This window comes from Paenibacillus sp. DMB20, assembly GCF_000987955.1.
GTDB lineage: Bacteria > Bacillota > Bacilli > Paenibacillales > Paenibacillaceae > Paenibacillus_AQ.
Map to the genome: position 1 here is coordinate 1 of NZ_LAZU01000043.1, position 17,384 is coordinate 17,384.

At 52.2% G+C, this 17,384-nt stretch carries 15 protein-coding genes and 3 pseudogenes; 1 reads left to right on the forward strand and 17 read right to left on the reverse strand.

Annotation, left to right across the window (positions count from 1 at the left end):
• The 7 genes and pseudogenes from XI25_RS25315 to pth form a co-directional block, all read right to left on the reverse strand.
• Window positions 1-1,391 (reverse strand): putative polysaccharide biosynthesis protein (locus tag XI25_RS25315; RefSeq protein WP_046680799.1); only part of this gene is annotated, 1,391 nt, incomplete at its 3' end.
• Window positions 1,392-1,625: 234 nt separating this feature from the next.
• Window positions 1,626-2,168 carry a stage V sporulation protein T gene (gene spoVT, locus XI25_RS25320; RefSeq protein WP_046680800.1) on the reverse strand — a complete coding sequence of 181 codons (543 nt, stop codon included), beginning with the start codon at window positions 2,166-2,168 and terminating at the stop codon, window positions 1,626-1,628.
• Between the two features lie 274 nt (window positions 2,169-2,442).
• Window positions 2,443-2,592, reverse strand: a complete 150-nt coding sequence (locus XI25_RS35390; RefSeq protein WP_235440395.1) for a hypothetical protein — start codon at window positions 2,590-2,592, stop codon at window positions 2,443-2,445.
• Window positions 2,564-3,481, reverse strand: a complete 918-nt coding sequence (locus XI25_RS25325; RefSeq protein WP_235440403.1) for a peptidylprolyl isomerase — start codon at window positions 3,479-3,481, stop codon at window positions 2,564-2,566. Before XI25_RS25325 ends, XI25_RS35390 begins: the two co-directional genes overlap by 29 nt.
• A gap of 47 nt (window positions 3,482-3,528) precedes the next feature.
• A pseudogene (gene mfd, locus XI25_RS25330) lies at window positions 3,529-7,057 on the reverse strand (transcription-repair coupling factor).
• Between the two features lie 252 nt (window positions 7,058-7,309).
• Window positions 7,310-7,540 (reverse strand): anti-sigma-F factor Fin family protein, encoded by a 231-nt coding sequence (locus XI25_RS25340; RefSeq protein ID WP_046680802.1) that lies wholly within the window; start codon window positions 7,538-7,540, stop codon window positions 7,310-7,312.
• A gap of 119 nt (window positions 7,541-7,659) precedes the next feature.
• Entirely contained in the window at window positions 7,660-8,220 is a 561-nt protein-coding gene (gene pth, locus XI25_RS25345; RefSeq protein ID WP_046680803.1) for an aminoacyl-tRNA hydrolase, read from the reverse strand.
• 115 nt (window positions 8,221-8,335) lie between these two features.
• Here pth and XI25_RS25350 point away from each other — a divergent pair, with 115 nt between their 5' ends.
• Window positions 8,336-8,536 carry a hypothetical protein gene (locus XI25_RS25350; RefSeq protein ID WP_046680804.1) on the forward strand — a complete coding sequence of 67 codons (201 nt, stop codon included), beginning with the start codon at window positions 8,336-8,338 and terminating at the stop codon, window positions 8,534-8,536.
• A gap of 127 nt (window positions 8,537-8,663) precedes the next feature.
• On the opposite strand, the gene XI25_RS25355 is transcribed toward XI25_RS25350, so the two are convergent.
• The 10 genes and pseudogenes from XI25_RS25355 to rnmV all read right to left on the reverse strand — a co-directional run bounded on the left by XI25_RS25355 (window position 8,664) and on the right by rnmV (window position 17,296).
• The gene (locus tag XI25_RS25355; protein WP_046680805.1) at window positions 8,664-9,617 is read right to left on the reverse strand and encodes a ribose-phosphate diphosphokinase; all 954 of its coding nucleotides are present in this window, start codon (window positions 9,615-9,617) and stop codon (window positions 8,664-8,666) included.
• A 77-nt stretch (window positions 9,618-9,694) separates the two neighbouring features.
• Window positions 9,695-11,097: pseudogene (gene glmU / locus XI25_RS25360) on the reverse strand (bifunctional UDP-N-acetylglucosamine diphosphorylase/glucosamine-1-phosphate N-acetyltransferase GlmU).
• Between the two features lie 111 nt (window positions 11,098-11,208).
• Window positions 11,209-11,493 (reverse strand): septation regulator SpoVG, encoded by a 285-nt coding sequence (spoVG, locus tag XI25_RS25365; protein ID WP_019914489.1) that lies wholly within the window; start codon window positions 11,491-11,493, stop codon window positions 11,209-11,211.
• A 291-nt stretch (window positions 11,494-11,784) separates the two neighbouring features.
• The gene (gene purR, locus XI25_RS25370) at window positions 11,785-12,612 is read right to left on the reverse strand and encodes a pur operon repressor (protein WP_046680806.1); all 828 of its coding nucleotides are present in this window, start codon (window positions 12,610-12,612) and stop codon (window positions 11,785-11,787) included.
• Window positions 12,613-12,777: 165 nt separating this feature from the next.
• A pseudogene (gene ispE, locus XI25_RS25375) lies at window positions 12,778-13,633 on the reverse strand (4-(cytidine 5'-diphospho)-2-C-methyl-D-erythritol kinase).
• Between the two features lie 181 nt (window positions 13,634-13,814).
• Window positions 13,815-13,997, reverse strand: a complete 183-nt coding sequence (locus XI25_RS25380) for a small, acid-soluble spore protein, alpha/beta type (RefSeq protein ID WP_046680807.1) — start codon at window positions 13,995-13,997, stop codon at window positions 13,815-13,817.
• Window positions 13,998-14,207: 210 nt separating this feature from the next.
• Complete coding sequence (gene veg / locus XI25_RS25385) at window positions 14,208-14,483, reverse strand: biofilm formation stimulator Veg (protein ID WP_046680808.1); 276 nt, start codon at window positions 14,481-14,483, stop codon at window positions 14,208-14,210.
• Window positions 14,484-14,903: 420 nt separating this feature from the next.
• Complete coding sequence (gene yabG / locus XI25_RS25390) at window positions 14,904-15,800, reverse strand: sporulation peptidase YabG (protein ID WP_046680809.1); 897 nt, start codon at window positions 15,798-15,800, stop codon at window positions 14,904-14,906.
• Between the two features lie 64 nt (window positions 15,801-15,864).
• Window positions 15,865-16,749 (reverse strand): 16S rRNA (adenine(1518)-N(6)/adenine(1519)-N(6))-dimethyltransferase RsmA, encoded by an 885-nt coding sequence (gene rsmA, locus XI25_RS25395; protein WP_046680810.1) that lies wholly within the window; start codon window positions 16,747-16,749, stop codon window positions 15,865-15,867.
• Window positions 16,733-17,296 carry a ribonuclease M5 gene (gene rnmV, locus XI25_RS25400; RefSeq protein WP_046680811.1) on the reverse strand — a complete coding sequence of 188 codons (564 nt, stop codon included), beginning with the start codon at window positions 17,294-17,296 and terminating at the stop codon, window positions 16,733-16,735. The genes rsmA and rnmV overlap by 17 nt, the downstream gene beginning before the upstream one ends.
• Window positions 17,297-17,384 lie beyond the last annotated feature (88 nt).

Sequence of the window (17,384 nt, forward strand, 5' to 3'; positions counted from 1 at the left end):
TGCCGCACCAGCAGCGCCACGTTCAGCGCTGCGGCGGCAAAATGCGCGGCCACCCCGGCTATGGCCGCGCCGGTAATGCCAAGCTCGGGCACAAGCGCAAGGTTCAGCCCGAGCTTTAAGGCGGCGGCGGCCAGCAGGTGCACGGCCGGCGCCTTGACGATGCCGACGCCCTGCAGCAGCGCGGCCGAGATAATGCTCACCGTGCCTCCGGCCGCGGTGAAAGCAATCCAACGCATCACGTCGCTGCCCGCGGCATCCTGATACAGCATCCTGTTGATCGGCTCGGCCAGCACCGCCATGCCTATCGAAGCAGCCATGCCCAGCAGACCGAACCACCGCAGCGAAAGCCGGCACTGCTCCGCCGCCAGCCCGTGCTCCCCCTTGAATCTTGCTTCCGCCAAGGCGGGAATAAACAAAACCGACAGCGAAGTGGCCAGCATCGTCACCAGCTGGACGAGCGGCAGCCCCCGGTTGTATATCCCGAACTCGGCCATAACGGCCTGATCCGGCAGACCGACGTCCTTCAAAAGCCGGGGAACCGTAAACGTGTCGACCAGGCCGATCAGCGGAACGGCCAGCGCGCTCAAGCATACCGGTATGGCATACGCCGCCATCCTCCGGAGCATCGGCCCGCTCCCTTCCCGCCCTGAGGAAGCCTTCCCCTCCATAAGCCGAGGATCATCCCGCTCTCCCTCAGGCTTGTCCGCGACCGCCTTCGCCTCACTGCGGCTAATCTGAGGGCGGCCCGTATGCTTGCGCCAATAGAGGAACATCACAAGCAAGCCTGCCGCGCCGCCGGCTGCCGATCCGAATAAGGCTCCTGCCGCGATCTCGTCCACGCCTGAACCCGAGCGCGTCATATAGAGCAGCAAAGCGATCATCACCGCCACTCTTACGCTCTGCTCCACGATTTGCGATACCGCGGTCGGTACCATGTCCTGGAGTCCTTGGAAATAGCCCCGCAGCAGCGCCATCCAAGGCACAAAAGCCAGAGCCAGGGCTGCCGTTTGCAGAGACGGCACCACGTGCTCGTTCCCGATCCATCCACCCAGCACGGGGGCGCCGAAATACATGGCCGCACCAAGCAATAAGCCGAACAGGACGAGGGCCGCCGAGGATACGCGAAGCAGCCTGCGGCTGTCCTGAGGGCGGCCGGCGGCTTCATACTCCGCCACGTATTTGGATAAAGCGGCCGGAAATCCCGCCATGGCTATCGTAATGATCATCATGTACAACGGGTATACCGTATTGTAAATGCCGAATACGGCGTCCCCGCCCATGTTTTGAAGCGGTATTTTTTGCAGCGTTCCGATCAGCTTGGAGCCGATTGCGGCCGCGCTAAGGATAAAGGCTCCTTGAAGAAGCCGTGATCCGGGTTCTTTTGAATTCATGGTCTTTTGCCCATTCCCTTGCCTCTCCCGTATTCAACGGGTCCATTAATATCCCATTATAACCGGAAGCGGTACATCGGACCAAATAGAACCGCGTTCGTTTTCTTTTTATGATTTCTTTCTTCGTTCCTTGTTCGCGGCCATAAAACGAAAAGACTCCCGCTTTCCCGGCTCGAAAAGGGCCAAAGATCAGCGGGAGTCTTCACCTTCATTCGGGAGGGAGCACTCCCAAGCTTACTGCTCCATTTGCTTGCCAAGGAAAGCGGCAGCGGTTTCGGCCATCTTCACTTCCATTTGACCCATTGTAACCGATTCGTCCTTGCTCAGCATCACAACGCTGCCGATCGGATCGCCACCGGTAACGATGGGAGCCGCTACGAAAGAAGAAATTTCCTCCGCGTTGTCCTTGCCAATCTCATAGGTGCCTTTATTTTCTTCCAATACGGTTTTCCGGTTTTCCATGCAATTCTCCAGCAGGTTGCCGATCGGCTTGTCCAAGTAATCTTTCTTGGAGCCGCCGGCTACGGCAATAAACGAGTCACGGTCGGAGATGACCGTGATATGGCCTGTGCTTTCGTATAGCGACTCGGCATATTCCTTTGCAAAGTCGCCCAGTTCGCCGATCGGAGAGTATTTTTTCAAAATAACTTCCCCGTCCCGGTCTACAAAAATCTCAAGCGGATCTCCTTCGCGGATTCGAAGGGTGCGTCGAATTTCCTTTGGGATGACTACGCGCCCGAGGTCATCGATACGGCGGACGATTCCAGTAGCTTTCATTTCACATGTTGCCCCACTTTCTTAAGAAGATTTTTCAACTACTGTTCGGTACGGGAAGAGGATGTCCCCAGGTAATAAGTGTAATGTCTGACCATAGTATTCATCCTTTCCCATATCCTTATACATGCTCAGCCCCGGTTGGTTGCCAAAGAATATTTTGAATGTTCAACCAGCATAGCACGAGGGCCAAAAAAACCTTTTTTTTCATCGGATGACTTTCCTAAGAGAAGACTGACAGTGAAATAAAAGGGCTGAGCCTGCCGTCCGGCCAAGCTCATCCGCGATTTATTTCCCGGTGCCCCCCGGACGTGTTGCCGTCTTTCGCATCTTCACCCGCAGCGGGCTGTTTCTCGGCCCCATTCGAGCCTTTTTCCCCGTCTTTGCCTGTGGATGCTTTAGGAGCCTCGCTTTTCGGCAGATCCATCTTTTCGATCAGCTTGGTCAGGTCGTTTTTTCATGAAATTATCGATTTTGGCAGCTGCCAAATCGCTCTTGATGCGTTCCTTGCGCTCTTTGCTCAGCTTGTCGTAGGTCATTTCCTGGCGGCTTTCCACCTTCATGATATGGTACCCGTAATCCGTCTCGACAGGATCGCTGATTTTGTTCAATTCCAGCGTCAGCGCCTTCTCTTTGAACTGGGGTACCCACGTGCCTGCTTCCTTCTTCTCGTACAGTCCCCCGTTTTCCTTGGAGCCCGGGTCTTCGGAATACTCTTTTGCGATCTTGGCAAAATCCCCGCCCTTGTCCAGCTTGGTTTTAACCTCTTTGGCAAGCTTTAAAGCATCTTCCTTTTTTCGCTCCTTGCCCTTCGGATCGGTAAAACCGATCAAAACATGGCGAACATTGATCACCGTAAAGTCCTGCTTTTTAGCCTCAAAGTCTTTTTTGACGTCCTCTTCGGTAACCTTGTTCTTCTGGTCTTCCATCACGGTCATCACGCGAAGCATGTAATTTTTGAGGTCCTGCTCCGTGATCTTCTGGGCATCCAACGCTTTTTTGAACTGTTCCTCGCCCATGGCGTTCTTGTTCTGCTTCACGACGTCGTCCGCCTGCGCTTCGGCAGCCTTTTTGGCCTCCTCGCTGGCATTGGCGGAAAGGTACTCGTAGGCGACTCCCTGCTTGGCCAAGTACTCTTTAAACTCATCCATCTGCAGGAATTGGGCGTACTCCGGTGACATGAACTGCATCATCCGCTGTTCAAGCTCGAATTCCTTCTCGGTAATCTCTCCGCCTTTGTATTTAACAACGACCTTGCTGTCGTCTTTCTGGCCTTTATTATTGGCATCATCAACGCATGCGGCGAGCATCGACATGGACAGCGCGACTGTCAGCGATACCGCGAACGTTTTCCATGCCTTTTTTATTTCTTGACGGCATTTTGTAAATCTCCCTTCCGGTTGAATGGCTCCTTGGCGGCCTCAAGAAACTGCTCCAGCAGCTCGAGCAGCTGTTGATCCGAAAGTCCCTTGCCTTTGAGGCGGATCGACATCTGAGGGCCCTGTTCAAATTGTACACGTCTTTCGAACAGATTTCCAATTTGCGCAAGCTGGGTAGTGTTAACGATCTTATCCTGGCCTTCGTAAAACTGCAAAATCACGTCTTCCCCGCGCTGGGTAATCGAATCGATGCCGTACATTCGCCCGAATACCTTGAGGCGGGAGACGGTGAGCAGATTTTGTACCGCCTGAGGCAGCTCGCCGAAACGGTCCAGCAGCTCGTCCTCAAGCTCGGCCGCCTCGTCAAAGGACGATACGACCGCCACTTTTTTTGTAAATTTCAATCTTTTGTATGCTGTCGTAAATGTAATCGGACGGCAAGTAGGCGTCGATGCCGAGATCGATGGACGTGTTCCAGTCCCGGGACGGAGCCGGCTGTTCGCCAAGCATGCTGACTTTCCGTTTTTGAATCTCCTCCGCCAGCATTTGCGAGTATAAGTCGAACCCGACCGATGCGATAAAGCCATGCTGTTCCGCGCCGAGCAGATTTCCCGCTCCGCGGATCGACAAGTCGCGCATGGCGATTTTGAACCCGGAGCCGAGCTCCGTGAATTCCTTGATGGATTGGAGCCGCTTCTCGGCTACCTCCGTCAGCACCTTGTCGCGTTGGTATGTGAAATAGGCATACGCAATCCGGTTGGACCGGCCGACGCGCCCCCGCAGCTGATAAAGCTGGGATAAGCCCATCTTGTCCGCATCGTGGACGATCAAGGTATTCACATTCGGGATGTCCACGCCGGTCTCGATAATGCTTGTGCTGACGAGCACGTCGTACTCCCCGTCCAGGAAATCCAGAATGGTCTTTTCCAGCTCGGTCTCCGTCATTTGACCGTGGCCTACGCCTACTTTCGCCTCAGGTACAAGCATGGAGATTTGGGCGGCCATTTCCTGAATGCCCTGGACACGGTTGTACAGATAGTACACCTGGCCGCCTCGAGCCAGTTCGCGCTCGATAGCTTCCCTCACGAGCGTCTGGCTGTGCTCGACCACATACGTCTGAACCGGAAAGCGGTTTTCCGGCGGGGTCTCGATAACCGACAAATCCCGTACGCCCAGCATCGACATGTGTAAGGTCCGAGGAATCGGCGTTGCCGTCAGCGTAAGCACGTCCACATTGGTTTTCAGCTTCTTCAGCTTTTCCTTATGGGTCACGCCGAAACGCTGCTCCTCGTCCACGATCAGCAGGCCCAGATCCTTGAATACAATATCCTGGGACAGAAGTCGGTGCGTGCCGATCAGAATATCGACCGAGCCCTGTTTCACCTTTTTGATCGTCTCGTTTTGTTCCTTGCGGCTGCGGAACCGGCTCAACACCTGGATGTTGATCGGATAGTTGGCAAACCGCTCCCGGAACGTCTCGTAATGCTGCTGCGCCAAAATCGTGGTCGGCACAAGAACGGCCACCTGTTTGCCTTCGATTGCCGCTTTAAAAGCGGCACGCACGGCCACCTCGGTTTTGCCGTAGCCGACGTCGCCGCATAGGAGCCGGTCCATCGGACGGTTTTGCTCCATATCCTTCTTGATTTCGGTAATCGCCCGCAGTTGGTCCGGGGTTTCATCATACGGGAACAAATCCTCGAATTCCTGCTGCTCCGGATTATCTTTCTCGAAGCCGTAGCCCGGAGCCGACTGGCGCTCGGCATAAAGCTTGATCAAGTCGTCCGCAATATCCTGAACGGAGGAACGGACCTTGTTCTTCACCCGCGTCCATTCATTGCCGCCCAGCTTGTATATTTTCGGCTCTTTGTCCTCGGAACCGACATATTTCTGGATCAGGTCGATCTGCTCGATCGGCACGGACAGCTTATCCCCGCCTGCATACATAATGTGCATGTAATCCTTGTGGATGCCGTTGATTTCAAGGGTACCGATCCCCATATATTTACCGATTCCGTGATTTTGATGCACCACGTAATCGCCGACTTTAAGCTCCGTGTAGCTTTTAATCCGTTCGGCATTATCCATGTTCTTGCTGGTTTTTCTCGCCTTGCGCTGCTTCTGGGAGAACATTTCCGATTCGGTAATCACGGCGGCATGAACGGAAGGCAGCTCAAAGCCGTTTTGCAGGCTTCCTTCCAGCATGACGGGCTCATCGATGCCGTAATCCAAAAGCACGCGCTTCATCCGTTCCATGCGGTCCGGTCCCCCGGCAAGCATCATGACCTTGACGCCTGTTTTTTTCCAACGCTCCATCTCGGCTTTCAACACGTTCATCTGACCATGGAAATCCTGCATTCCCCGGGTAATAAAATTGACGATGTTTTGCGGCTGCATTCTGGGAACCTGTCGCAGGAACACCGAAATGAGCAGGGTCTGATACCGGTGCTGGTACACCACTTCATCGTTGTCCACCGACAGCGGAAGATCCGGCAGCGATTTGCCATGCTGCATCAAATGCAAATTCCATTCGGCCTCGTCCCGCTCCAATTGTTTGGCCGTTTCGAGCAGCCTGCCCGGCTCATCCATGATAAGAATGGTGTCCTCCGGCATGTAGTCGTACAGATGCGTTTTCTCCGGGTAGAGCAATGAAATATATTTATAGATTTCCGGAAAATAGACATGCTCGCGCAGCATCTCCACTTCACGATGAATCTCTTCCCGCAAACGGAGTTTCGCCTGCCGGTCGGTCATCCGCTCAAGCTGCGTCTCCAGCATCCGCAAGGCCGTGTCGGCCGCCCGGTTTAAACGCTCCTTGTCCGCAATGATCTCTTTGCAGGGAGTAATCACGACCTCCCTTACTTTATCGATCGACCGCTGGTCGGAAGGATCGAAGGTCCGGATGGAATCAATATCCTCGTCAAACAGCTCTACCCGGTAGGCGAAATCGGAGGTCATCGGATAAAAGTCGACAATGCCTCCGCGCACGCTCATTTCGCCGCGGCTTTCCACGCGTTCCACCCGCTCGTAGCCAAGCTCGATCATGCGGCTTAAGAAAACCTCCAGTTCAAGCGTCCCGCCATCGTTCAGCACGATCCGGGCGTCGGCCATCACCTCGGGAGCCGGCAGCAAACGCCGCACACCGGAAAACGGAGCAACGACAATACCCCGGAATCCCCGAGCGCAGCGGTGAAGCATATCGATCCGCTGAGCAAGGGTTTCCGGGCTGGATACGGCCGATTCTGCAGCAACGAGTTCGTTTGCCGGATACAGAAGCACCTGATCGGGAGATAGAACCTCCTGGAGATCGTCAGCGATCTTCTGAGCCGAAAACATATTATGGGTTACAACCAGCAGGGGGCGCTGCTGGTTCTGGAACAGCGCGGCCATCAAAATTTGCCGGGACGATCCGGAAAGACCCGATATCAACTGTTCCCTCATACCGGCCGTTGTCCCGGCCGCTATGGTCTTAAAGTCTGCATCTTCCGAAAAAACATCAATAAGTGCTTGTAGCAAAAGGGGCACCTCTCTTATTTTAAAACGAATAGATTATGGAAAATGTGTAATCGAAAAGAAGCCTCAGCAAACTGCCAAGGCTGGTGCGCGGCAACAAAAAACCGCTTTATGTCCATCTTACCGTTACGACACAAGTAGAACGATTCCGTCGTCCTTTGTAAGAGACGATGGCGTTTTACGCGATACATTGAAGCCATGCATAAATGAGTTTTATCCTTATTTTGCATTGACCTTGTCTCCGGCCTTCTTAGCCTATTGAAGAGGGCTGGCAAGAAGGCTGAGCTCCGGATGAGCCTCAAGCGCTTCACGACAGTGCTCGCAGGTTACTTTAACCGTAACCTCTCCGTTAAAATCATACGCTATTATATCCTTGCGTTCCTCGGGGGTCAAGGAATCAAAACCAAGCTGGGATTCGGTAACCTCGTTCGATTCAATGCGTCCCTGAAATGAACGGCAGTGTCTGCAGATATAGTTTATCGCCATAATATGCCTCCTGAAGGTCGTTTATAACCTCAGTATGCCCGTTTCATAGGCGTTTAAGACGAAAAGGCGGATTGCTTCTTCGCTGCAGCCTTCTTGTGCCGTTCACCGCCAGGATGCCATTAACCGTTGAATTTTTGCATGGTTTGCTCAAATGTATGATCCAGGCTGTATTCCAGGGAATCGCAGGTCGCTTCGATCATACTTTTCAAAAGGTCATGTTCTTTCTTAGGGAAGTTTCCAAGAACGTAATCGACAATCGCAAACCCCGGTTCGGGACGCGATATCCCCATCCGGACCCGGTTAAAGGTCTGCGTTCCCGTATGCTGGATAATCGATTTGATGCCGTTGTGCCCCCCCGCGCTGCCCTGGTATCTCAAACGGATTTTGCCGACGACGGTATCCAGATCGTCATAAACGACGATCATATCTTCCAAATCGGCCTTATAATAGTCCATATAAGCCCGCACTGCTTCGCCCGACAGATTCATAAACGTCATCGGCTTGATTAACACCGTTTTTTTGCCGCCGATGAAGCCTTCGGCAATGACCGATTTGCATTTATTCTGCGTAAATTTCATGCCGTGACGGGCGGCAAGCGCGTCAAGAGCCATAAATCCGACGTTGTGCCGGGTTTTTTCGTAATTTGGACCGGGGTTGCCCAATCCGACAATCCATTTCATTTTGCGTATAATTCCTTTCCGTATTTTTACTTTCTTCTTTGCGTCTTTCTGAGTACAATATGAACAAAACAAATTCGGATCAACGATACCCTCACATTAAGAAGGTGGACCGGCATTGAAAAATCATGAACAGAAGTTGACGCATCACAGCCATTTTCAATACCACATGAAACATGCCATCCCGGTACAGGTGTACGAGCAGGGATGCCATAAGAACGTTGGCCTTATTACCGCAGTAGACGCTCAGTTTGTTGAAATCGAGGGAACCTTGTATAACCGGAGCTTTTACACTTTTATCTCACGCCCCGGTTATTAATTCTCTCCCTTATAGTATTGAAAGCGGTTTCCCGTTTGGGCTATGGAGATATTTCCTAAAAACCGCCATAGCCGACAAGGGTTACACTTCCCCAAAGAGGAAATGTAACCCCGCGGCTACAGCTTTATTATTCAATCTCGAACAGCTTGCTGATGGACAGCTCCTCATGCACCCGGATGATAGCCTCACCCATGAGCGGGGCTACCGACAATACGGTGATCTTGCTGCTTGGGTTCGGATGCGTAATCGGTATGGTATCCGTAACAATGACTTCCTTAAGCGGTGAGTTTTCCAATCTTTCCATAGCCGGACCGGAGAGTACCGGGTGCGTGCAACATGCATATACTTCTTTGGCTCCGCCCTCCATCAATGCGTTGGCGCCGAGAACAATCGTACCTGCCGTGTCGATAATATCGTCGATCAGGATCGCGGTTTTTCCCTCAATGTTACCGATGATATTCATAACCTCGCTTACATTGGGTTCCGGACGGCGTTTGTCAATGATGGCCAGCGGCGCATTCAGGAAGTCCGCCAGCTTTCTCGCACGTACCACGCCGCCGTGGTCCGGGGATACGACAACCGGATTTTCGATCTGTTTCGAACGGAAGTATTGAGCGATAATCGGGACGCCAAGCAGATGGTCTACCGGAATATCGAAGAAGCCCTGGATCTGCATGGCATGCAGGTCCATCGTAATCACGCGATGAGCGCCGGCAGTCTCAATGAGGTTAGCTACCAGCTTAGCGGTGATCGGATCCCGGGAACGTGCCTTACGATCCTGACGCGCATAACCGTAGTATGGAATAACAACGTTGATGCTCTTGGCCGAAGCCCGCTTCAACGCATCTACCATAACCAGGAGTTCCATCAGGTTATCATTGACCGGTCCGCAGGTAGACTGGACGATATACACATGACAGCCGCGGACGCTTTCGGAGAGCTTCACTTGAATCTCGCCATCGCTAAAGCTGGTTGTAAGGGATTCTCCCATCGGAATGCCGATGTAATCGGCAATTTGATGGGCTAGCTTGGGGTTGGAATTACAGGTGAAAATTTTCAATTTAGAATCAAGATAAGTCATAAAATGGAAACCCTCCGTGCTGGTTCATTGAATTAAGGCTGCCCGATCACCGCATCCCGCTTAAGGGAGGACAGCTGCTAAGATTGTGTTTGATTGTTCTTCTTCGCTTTTGCGCGGGCCCGGATTCTCTCCGCATACCCGGATTTATTCTCCTGCCGCGGTCTGGCTATCGCCATGTCATTTTCGGCCACGGACTTGGTGATGGTGGAACCGGCTACTACAAATGCGCCTTTGCCCACTTTTACCGGCGCAATCAGATTCACATTGCTGCCGATGAAAGCATCATCCTCAACTTCGGTAACGAACTTATTATAACCATCATAGTTTACCGTAATCGCGCCGCATCCGACATTAACATTTTTACCTATTTTTGCATCGCCGATGTAGCTGAGATGAGACACTTTGGAGCCGTCGTCAATGGTCGCGTTTTTCACTTCCACGAAATCCCCTACCTTGACATGCTCGCCCAGCTTCGACCCCGGACGCAGATAAGCGAACGGTCCAACCGTCGTGCTTGAGCCGACCTCGGCTTGGCAAAGCACGGAGTACTTCACGGACGCCCCGTCTGCAATGACGGAATCCTCTATTTCGCTGTTAGGGCCGATTTCGCAATTCTTCGCCGATTACGGTCTTCCCTTTTAATATTGTACCCGGATAAATGACCGTGTCTGCACCAAGCGTCACATCGGCACCGATATAAGTCGAAGCAGGGTCGATTATCGTTACCCCGTTCAGCATATGGCGGCGTGTTATCCGCTCGCGCATGTACCCTTCGGCTTCGGATAGAGCCAAACGGTCATTGACGCCGATCGATTCGGCATGGTCGTCCGTCTGGTAAGCCAGCACCTTATCGCCCGCCTGCTTCAGAATGCCGATGACATCCGTCAAATAGTATTCCTGCTGCGCATTCTTGTTCGTTACTTTTTCCAGCGCTTCAAACAGCTTGGCATTGTCAAAACAATACGTTCCGGTATTGATTTCGCAAACCGCGTCTTCTTCGGGACTGCAATCTTTCTGTTCCACGATCCGCAGAACGTCGCCCTGATCCCCCCCGGATCACCCGTCCATAACCTTTCGGGTTGTCCATATGGGCCGTCAGGACGGTTGCGGCCGCCTGGCTGCTCTCATGCAGCTTCAGAAGGCCTTCAAGGGTCTCGGGCGTAACCAAAGGCGTATCGCCGCATATGACGATCGTCGAGCCTTGCTCGCTGCCCAAAAGCTCCTTCGCTTGTTTCACGGCATGGCCGGTTCCCAATTGCTCTTCCTGCAGCACGTATTCGGCCGCATCTCCGAGATAAGAACGGACCGCTTCGGCTCCGTGGCCAACGACAACGACGCTGCGTTCGCAGCTCACCTGTTCAACCGTTTGCAGCACATGCCCCACCATCGGTTTCCCGCAAACGGGGTGCAGTACTTTATATAATTTCGATTTCATTCGTTTGCCCTGCCCGGCGGCGAGGACTATAGCCATTCTTTTCAAGGGCCCTGCCTCCTCCTCTTGAACTCACTACTGAATATATATCATTCTAGAAAAAAAAGAAAAGAGAGCCATGTTTCTGGCTCTCTTTTCCTTGAACCCCAATTGTAAATCTTAAGCGCCTTCTTCAATGACTTCTTCTTCGGTTGCAGCACGATCGTATTCAGCCAAAACAGCGGACTGGATTTTCTCGCGGGTACCGGAAGAAATCGGATGGGCAATGTCGCGGAACTCTCCATCAGGAGTGCGTTTGCTCGGCATTGCAACAAACATACCATTATTTCCGTCGATGACGCGAATGTCGTGAACGACAAATTCATTATCGATGGTAATGGATGCGATTGCTTTCATTCTCCCCTCAGAATTGACACGGCGGAGTCTGACATCCGTAATTTGCATATGTGTTCACCACCTTTTTCCATCAGAGACTTGGTGTATAATTCCACACAGCAATCGGAAATCCTTCTTTTTCACTCCACAAAATGTCCTAAAATCAGGAATTTTTTTTTAGAATGTGATATTTTCGACAGACTTCGGGCCCATTCGTTTGAAAACGCTATTATATCGACAAATCCCGCTGGACCTATTTTTAAGGAACCTTGCCAAGGTATCTCTTAAAATACAGGCCGCATCTTACTCGAACATTAGTCTGACGACTCAATCATGAAAAATGCGTGAGAGTCTATATTCCTATATCTTAAAATAATTGCCCGGCTTCACGGTAATCATTTTGCTCTTGGAGTCAACGTCGGTAAGGCAGGCCAACGATATATAGTCCTTAAGGAGACGCTCCTCCGATTCAACCGATCCGGACTCCACCAGTACGCCGACACCTGCGACCTCGGCATTAAACTCGGCAAGCAAATCGACCATTCCCTGGATCGTTCCGCCTGCTTTCATGAAATCATCCACGATCAGGACACGGGACCTTTCTCTCAAAGCACGGCGGGACAAGGACATGGTATGGAGGCTCTTGTGGGATCCGGATACGTAGTTAATGCTAACGGCAGAGCCTTCCGTAACCTGATGATCCCGGCGGACCAGGACGACCGGAAGATTCAACTGGGCCGCCGTGGCGTAAGCCAGCGGAATCCCCTTCGTCTCCACCGTCATGACAACATCGATGTTCCGGTCGGCAAAGGCGGTCGCAATGATTTTTCCCGCTTCGTTCATAAGGGAAGGTTGCCCGAGCAGATCGGACATATACAGGTAGCCTCCGGGCAAAATCCGGTCGGACTGCTGCAGCTTCCGGCATAACTCCTCCGCAAAGGCCAAGGCATGGTCCTTCCGAAGCTTCGGTATATATTTTACGCCGCCGGCAGCTCCTGCAAGGGTCTGGAGCTCGCCCAGCCCCTCATCTTCAAACACTTCCTTGATAATCCCAAGGTCTTCGCTGATGGACGATTTGGCGGCTCCATAACGCTCGGCGAACGTCGTCAGGGGGATCAAGGTATGCGGTTCGGACAATAAATACTGGGTCATATCAACCAATCGTTCGCTTCGTTTTAATTTTTTCACGTGGGTTCCTCGCTAAATCCGAATATTATATTGTAAATATATCATTTTTGTACGTATTTACACAAGATCATAAACATACCGAAACGGCTTGTCTCCCTTCTCATAAGCGAATGCGCTTTTGCGGGAAGGAATCAAAAAGGTGCCAGCGACAGCCTCCCCTAACCTCTAGGTAAGCAATCTCACCGCGTACACTTCTTTGCAAAAGCCTCTGAGGCCGTTATAAATCCTCGCCACCTTCGATTCTTTGGATACCAGTCCGAATACCGTCGGCCCGCTTCCCGACATCAACGCGCCATCCGCTCCAAGCTTTAGCATCGCTTCTTTTAACTGCTGCACCTCCGGGTGCAGCTTAAGCGTCACTTCTTCCAGAACGTTGCCCAATTGGCGGCACATTTCCGCAAAACTCCCCGCCTCTAGCGCTGCTACCATATCCTTGGCGGATGGGTGGTCCTTGATGCTCTCGCTCCTGAGCCGGCCGTACACCGCCGCGGTCGATACGTTTATCGGAGGTTTGGCCACAACGGCCCAGCATTGGGGCGGATTGGGTACCCGGGTGAGGATTTCTCCACGGCCCGTCGCCAGCGCCGATCCTCCCGCAACACAGAAAGGAACATCCGACCCCAGCTCCGCCCCGAGGGTCAACAGGTCCTTCATAGGAATATTCAAGTTCCACAAACGGTTTAAACCTCGCAGTGTTGCGGCCGCATCGCTGCTGCCGCCGGCCAATCCGGCCGCTACAGGTATTTTTTTTGTCCAGATGGACGTGAACGCCCTTACGGACGTCATAACGCTCCTTGATGAGCCTGGCGGCCTGAAAAGCCAGGTTCTTCTCGTCCAGCGGTATGTAGCCGGCCTGACTCGTTATCATAATCGTATCCCTGGACTGTTCCGACATCTCCAGCCGATCCGCCAGATCGATCATCGTCATGACCATTTCCACCTCGTGGAATCCATCCGGCCTTTTATGCAGTACGTCCAGCATCAAATTGATTTTTGCCGGTGCTTTTTCATATATTTTCAAAAACGTTCACCTGTCCTTAGCTTTTCCCATAAGCACAACTTAACACATTCGGGGAAAAACTTCTAATGACTATATATTAACAAACAGGCGCGTTCAAGTCATTTCCCGCATCAGGTCCCTTTCACCCTTCTTCGCAAAGGAAAAGGGCCTTCCGGCATCGGAAGACCCCCCACCACTACGGTTAACGTCCGGAACCGCGGGCCGCGCGCTCCGCAAGCTCAATCGCTTTTTTGACCATATTGCCGGCGTCGCTGGCTTTAATTCCACCCCAGCCTTCTTTTTGCACGGTATCGTAGAAGCCCAGTTCTTTAGCCAGCTCGTTCTTCAGTTCCTCCGACATGATGCTGCGTCGTCTCCGGCTCATCGTCAATCCGCCTCCTTAAGAATGTGGTGATGATAAGGGTGACCCGTCTTATTATGCACCCGTACCGGGTGCTCATTCTCCTGCATTCATGGCAAGTAGAAGCAAATCCATTGTCCTTTTTGATAAAGACGATGGTTATTTCGGTAAAAATAAAATATTGGAACTAAAAACAGCCCCCGAAACACGGAGGCTGTTTACGCATTACAAAAGTTATGACTTGATATAGGTGATGCGCAACTGGCAGTCATCGTCAAGAACCATGATTTCCACCGTTTCCGTCAATATATCCGCATAACTGTAAGACACTCGTTTAAAGGTTTGCTGGTCTTGATCCAGCTTCACAATGAAAACAGAAGGGTACGTTTCTTCCAAAACACCAGTACGCTCAACGGTCTTACGGCGACCACCGTTTGCCCGCAGCGTAATTTTTTGCCCAAGATGAGCATCCAAACTGCGTTTGATTTCCAACAGCGCATTTTTAGCCATTGTCGACGACCACCTCTTTCCTTGTCCATTATATCAGTTTACTGTAACCTTGTCAAATCAAAACCATTAATTATATCAGCAACAAAAATAAGTTGTCAACGAATTTTTTTGCGACTTTCACATATCGAGCGAAGAACCGTTATTATGCGCAGAAACGACATGAAATATGCGCCTTTCCTGGGGACGATTTTTGAGGCTTTATCCATCCCCATCAAAATGGAAAAACAGGGTGCAATCCTCTATTTGAGAAAAGGCCCGGGAACCTGAAAATCAAAAAAAGGCCAACCAGATCATTCTGGTTAGCCTAATAATACAAAAGCTGCCCTGCATCATATCGAATGATATGAGCGGACAGCTCTTCTCAATAAATCGGTAAGACACGGGTTCGATATACCCGGCAAGACGACCTCCCGGAGGCTCTTAGCTAACAGACGGCGTTACCTTCAGCGTGGATAAGTCGTTCAGGCGAGGCAGTCCGATTCGGTAGCTGCCTCGTGTCTCTATGCCGCCCACGCCTTGGCTGCCACTGATCGTGTTATGAAGCACGTCATTCATGTTTACGGTTTCCCGGACGGACGTATACGCCGCCTTAGCGGCCACATAGACGGGATCCAAGGCATGGATAAGCACGCGTCCCGGCGAGCTTGCAAAATTGGCTCCGGATTGGAGCAGCGCCTCAAAATGCGACTGGCACGCCCCGGCTACGACGATAAGCGTATCCAGATTACGTTCGTACTTCCTTGCTACCTGTATCGCTTTAACGAAATTTTGCGAATTTTTGTAGCTTTCCAGGCTGTAGAGATCATACGGCTGACGGCGCTTCAACACCCCGTCATGCCCGGTAATGACCACTATATCGGGACGGACCTGCGGCAGCAGGCGGTATAGCGCTTCAGCCATGGCCGATTCATGAACGTAATGCCCTTCGGCAGGAACCCGAAGCTGTTGATACAGCGTCAGGCTTTTTTTCAGATATACGGGGTCTCCATCCAAATGCAGAACCTTGCCGGGCACGTCGAAGTATCCTTTGTCGCCGGTCTTTCCCCATTCCGTGCGCAAATCGGCCAGACGGCGCCGACTTTGCTCCTGACGGTCCTTCTGCAACCGTGTTAACGACTCATTCGCTTTGATCTGCGCCTGCTTTGTTCTCTCGCTCATGGCAGGATGCGGAACGCGCACGAGATCTCCAAGGGGCGAGTCGGCCAGCAGCCGAAAATCGGTTCCCTTGATGATGGCTATATTCTGACGAACATCCTCCACACGGAACGTCACGTCGCCGCCATACGATCTTCGAACGACCAAGTCTCCCATATTCATCACAGCATCACCCCTATCCCCATCCTATGGGCATATGGGGGGATTGGTTCGTGCCGCGGCAAAATTAACGTATGCCCGCTTTCAGGAACACGCTGCTGAGCCTTGCATATTCCTCTATGCTTAACGTCTCTCCCCGCCGTGACGGATCGATGCCGGCCTCCTGAAGCAGCGCCTCCAGCCGTTCACGTCCCTCTCCGGGGAAAAAGCGGCTTTTGAGGTTATTCGCGATCGTCTTACGCCGCTGGGTGAATGAAGCTTGCATCACTTCAAAAAAATGCGCCTCGTCCTCTACGTGAACAGGAGGCTTCTCACGCACCTTTAACCGGATGACAGCCGATTCCACGTTCGGTTGCGGAATAAAGACCGTATGCGGTACCGTACAGACCATCTGAGGCTCACAGTAATATTGCACCGCGATGCTCAGGGAGCCGTAATCCTTGGTGCCGGGAGACGCGGCCATCCGTTCGGCCACTTCTTTTTGAATCATGACCACGATATTTTCCAGCGGCAGCTTTTCCTCCAGGAGCTTCATCAGGATCGGCGTTGTCACATAGTACGGCAAGTTGGCTACTACGCTTATCTTGGATACGCCCCCGAAGCGGCGTTCGAACAGATCGCGCAAGTCCACCTTCAGCACATCGCCATGCTCTACCGTCACATTCGGATACGGCTCCAGAACTTCGCGAAGAATCGGTATAAGGCGCTGGTCGATTTCCACGGCCGTAACGGTTTCTGCGGCCTGGGCAAGCTTCTCCGTCAGAGCCCCGATACCGGGCCCGATCTCCAGCGCTCCTTTATCCTTATCCAAATCCGCGGCATCCACGATTTTGTTCAGGATATTCTGATCAATCAAAAAATTCTGCCCCAGGCTTTTCTTAAAAGAAAAACCATAGCGCTGGATAATCTCCTTAGTTCTTCTTGGGGTCGATATATCATCGATCCGGTTCATTCATTGTCCCTCCCTCTTCCAGCACGGCCAGCGCTTCCGCGAATTCTTCACGCGTGATTTGAAACATGGCAAGCCGTTTGTGGAATTGCTTGCCGTTACAATATCCGATTCCAAGCAAATTGCCCATGATCATCCGTCTCGCCGCAGCCTGGGGATGAACCATCAAGCCCGCTTCGATCAGATCGTCCAGTCCAATCAGGCTCTCTGCGCCATCAAACGAAGTATGGACCCGCGAGAGCGCATGACGGATCGCCTCAGGCGATGCATTTTCCACTCCAATATCGCCCTTGCGGGTCGCGTCCGCTTCAGGGATGAACGCATGCTTGCAGCCCGGAACCTTGTTGTCGATAATTTTTCGGATACGCTCGCCGGCATGGTCCGGATCGGTCAGGATAATGACCCCCCGCCTTTCTTTTGCCATTGCTATCCGTTTCAAAATCCGGCTGTTGATTGCCGATCCCCCGGTCTCAATCGTATCCGCCTCTACGGCACGCTTAATAGCCACCGTATCGTCACGGCCCTCCACGACAATAACTTCCTTGATCATGTTTCCAACGTCTTCCTTCCCAAAACAAAAGAAGAGGATGATCATCCTCTTCTTAGCATCTCAGCATATTAATTAAATAGTATAGCAT

Excerpts from the sequence above, each read along its gene's own strand:
- spoVT (WP_046680800.1), bottom strand. The coding sequence starts at position 2,168 with ATGAAAGCTACTGGAATCGTCCGCCGTATCGATGACCTCGGGCGCGTA.
- XI25_RS35390 (WP_235440395.1), bottom strand. The coding sequence starts at position 2,592 with ATGGATCTGCCGAAAAGCGAGGCTCCTAAAGCATCCACAGGCAAAGAC.
- XI25_RS25325 (WP_235440403.1), bottom strand. The coding sequence starts at position 3,481 with ATGTCGATGCTCGCCGCATGCGTTGATGATGCCAATAATAAAGGCCAG.
- XI25_RS25340 (WP_046680802.1), bottom strand. The coding sequence starts at position 7,540 with ATGGCGATAAACTATATCTGCAGACACTGCCGTTCATTTCAGGGACGC.
- pth (WP_046680803.1), bottom strand. The coding sequence starts at position 8,220 with ATGAAATGGATTGTCGGATTGGGCAACCCCGGTCCAAATTACGAAAAA.
- XI25_RS25355 (WP_046680805.1), bottom strand. The coding sequence starts at position 9,617 with ATGACTTATCTTGATTCTAAATTGAAAATTTTCACCTGTAATTCCAAC.
- spoVG (WP_019914489.1), bottom strand. The coding sequence starts at position 11,493 with ATGCAAATTACGGATGTCAGACTCCGCCGTGTCAATTCTGAGGGGAGA.
- XI25_RS25380 (WP_046680807.1), bottom strand. The coding sequence starts at position 13,997 with ATGAGCCGGAGACGACGCAGCATCATGTCGGAGGAACTGAAGAACGAG.
- veg (WP_046680808.1), bottom strand. The coding sequence starts at position 14,483 with ATGGCTAAAAATGCGCTGTTGGAAATCAAACGCAGTTTGGATGCTCAT.
- yabG (WP_046680809.1), bottom strand. The coding sequence starts at position 15,800 with ATGAATATGGGAGACTTGGTCGTTCGAAGATCGTATGGCGGCGACGTG.
- rsmA (WP_046680810.1), bottom strand. The coding sequence starts at position 16,749 with ATGAACCGGATCGATGATATATCGACCCCAAGAAGAACTAAGGAGATT.
- rnmV (WP_046680811.1), bottom strand. The coding sequence starts at position 17,296 with ATGATCAAGGAAGTTATTGTCGTGGAGGGCCGTGACGATACGGTGGCT.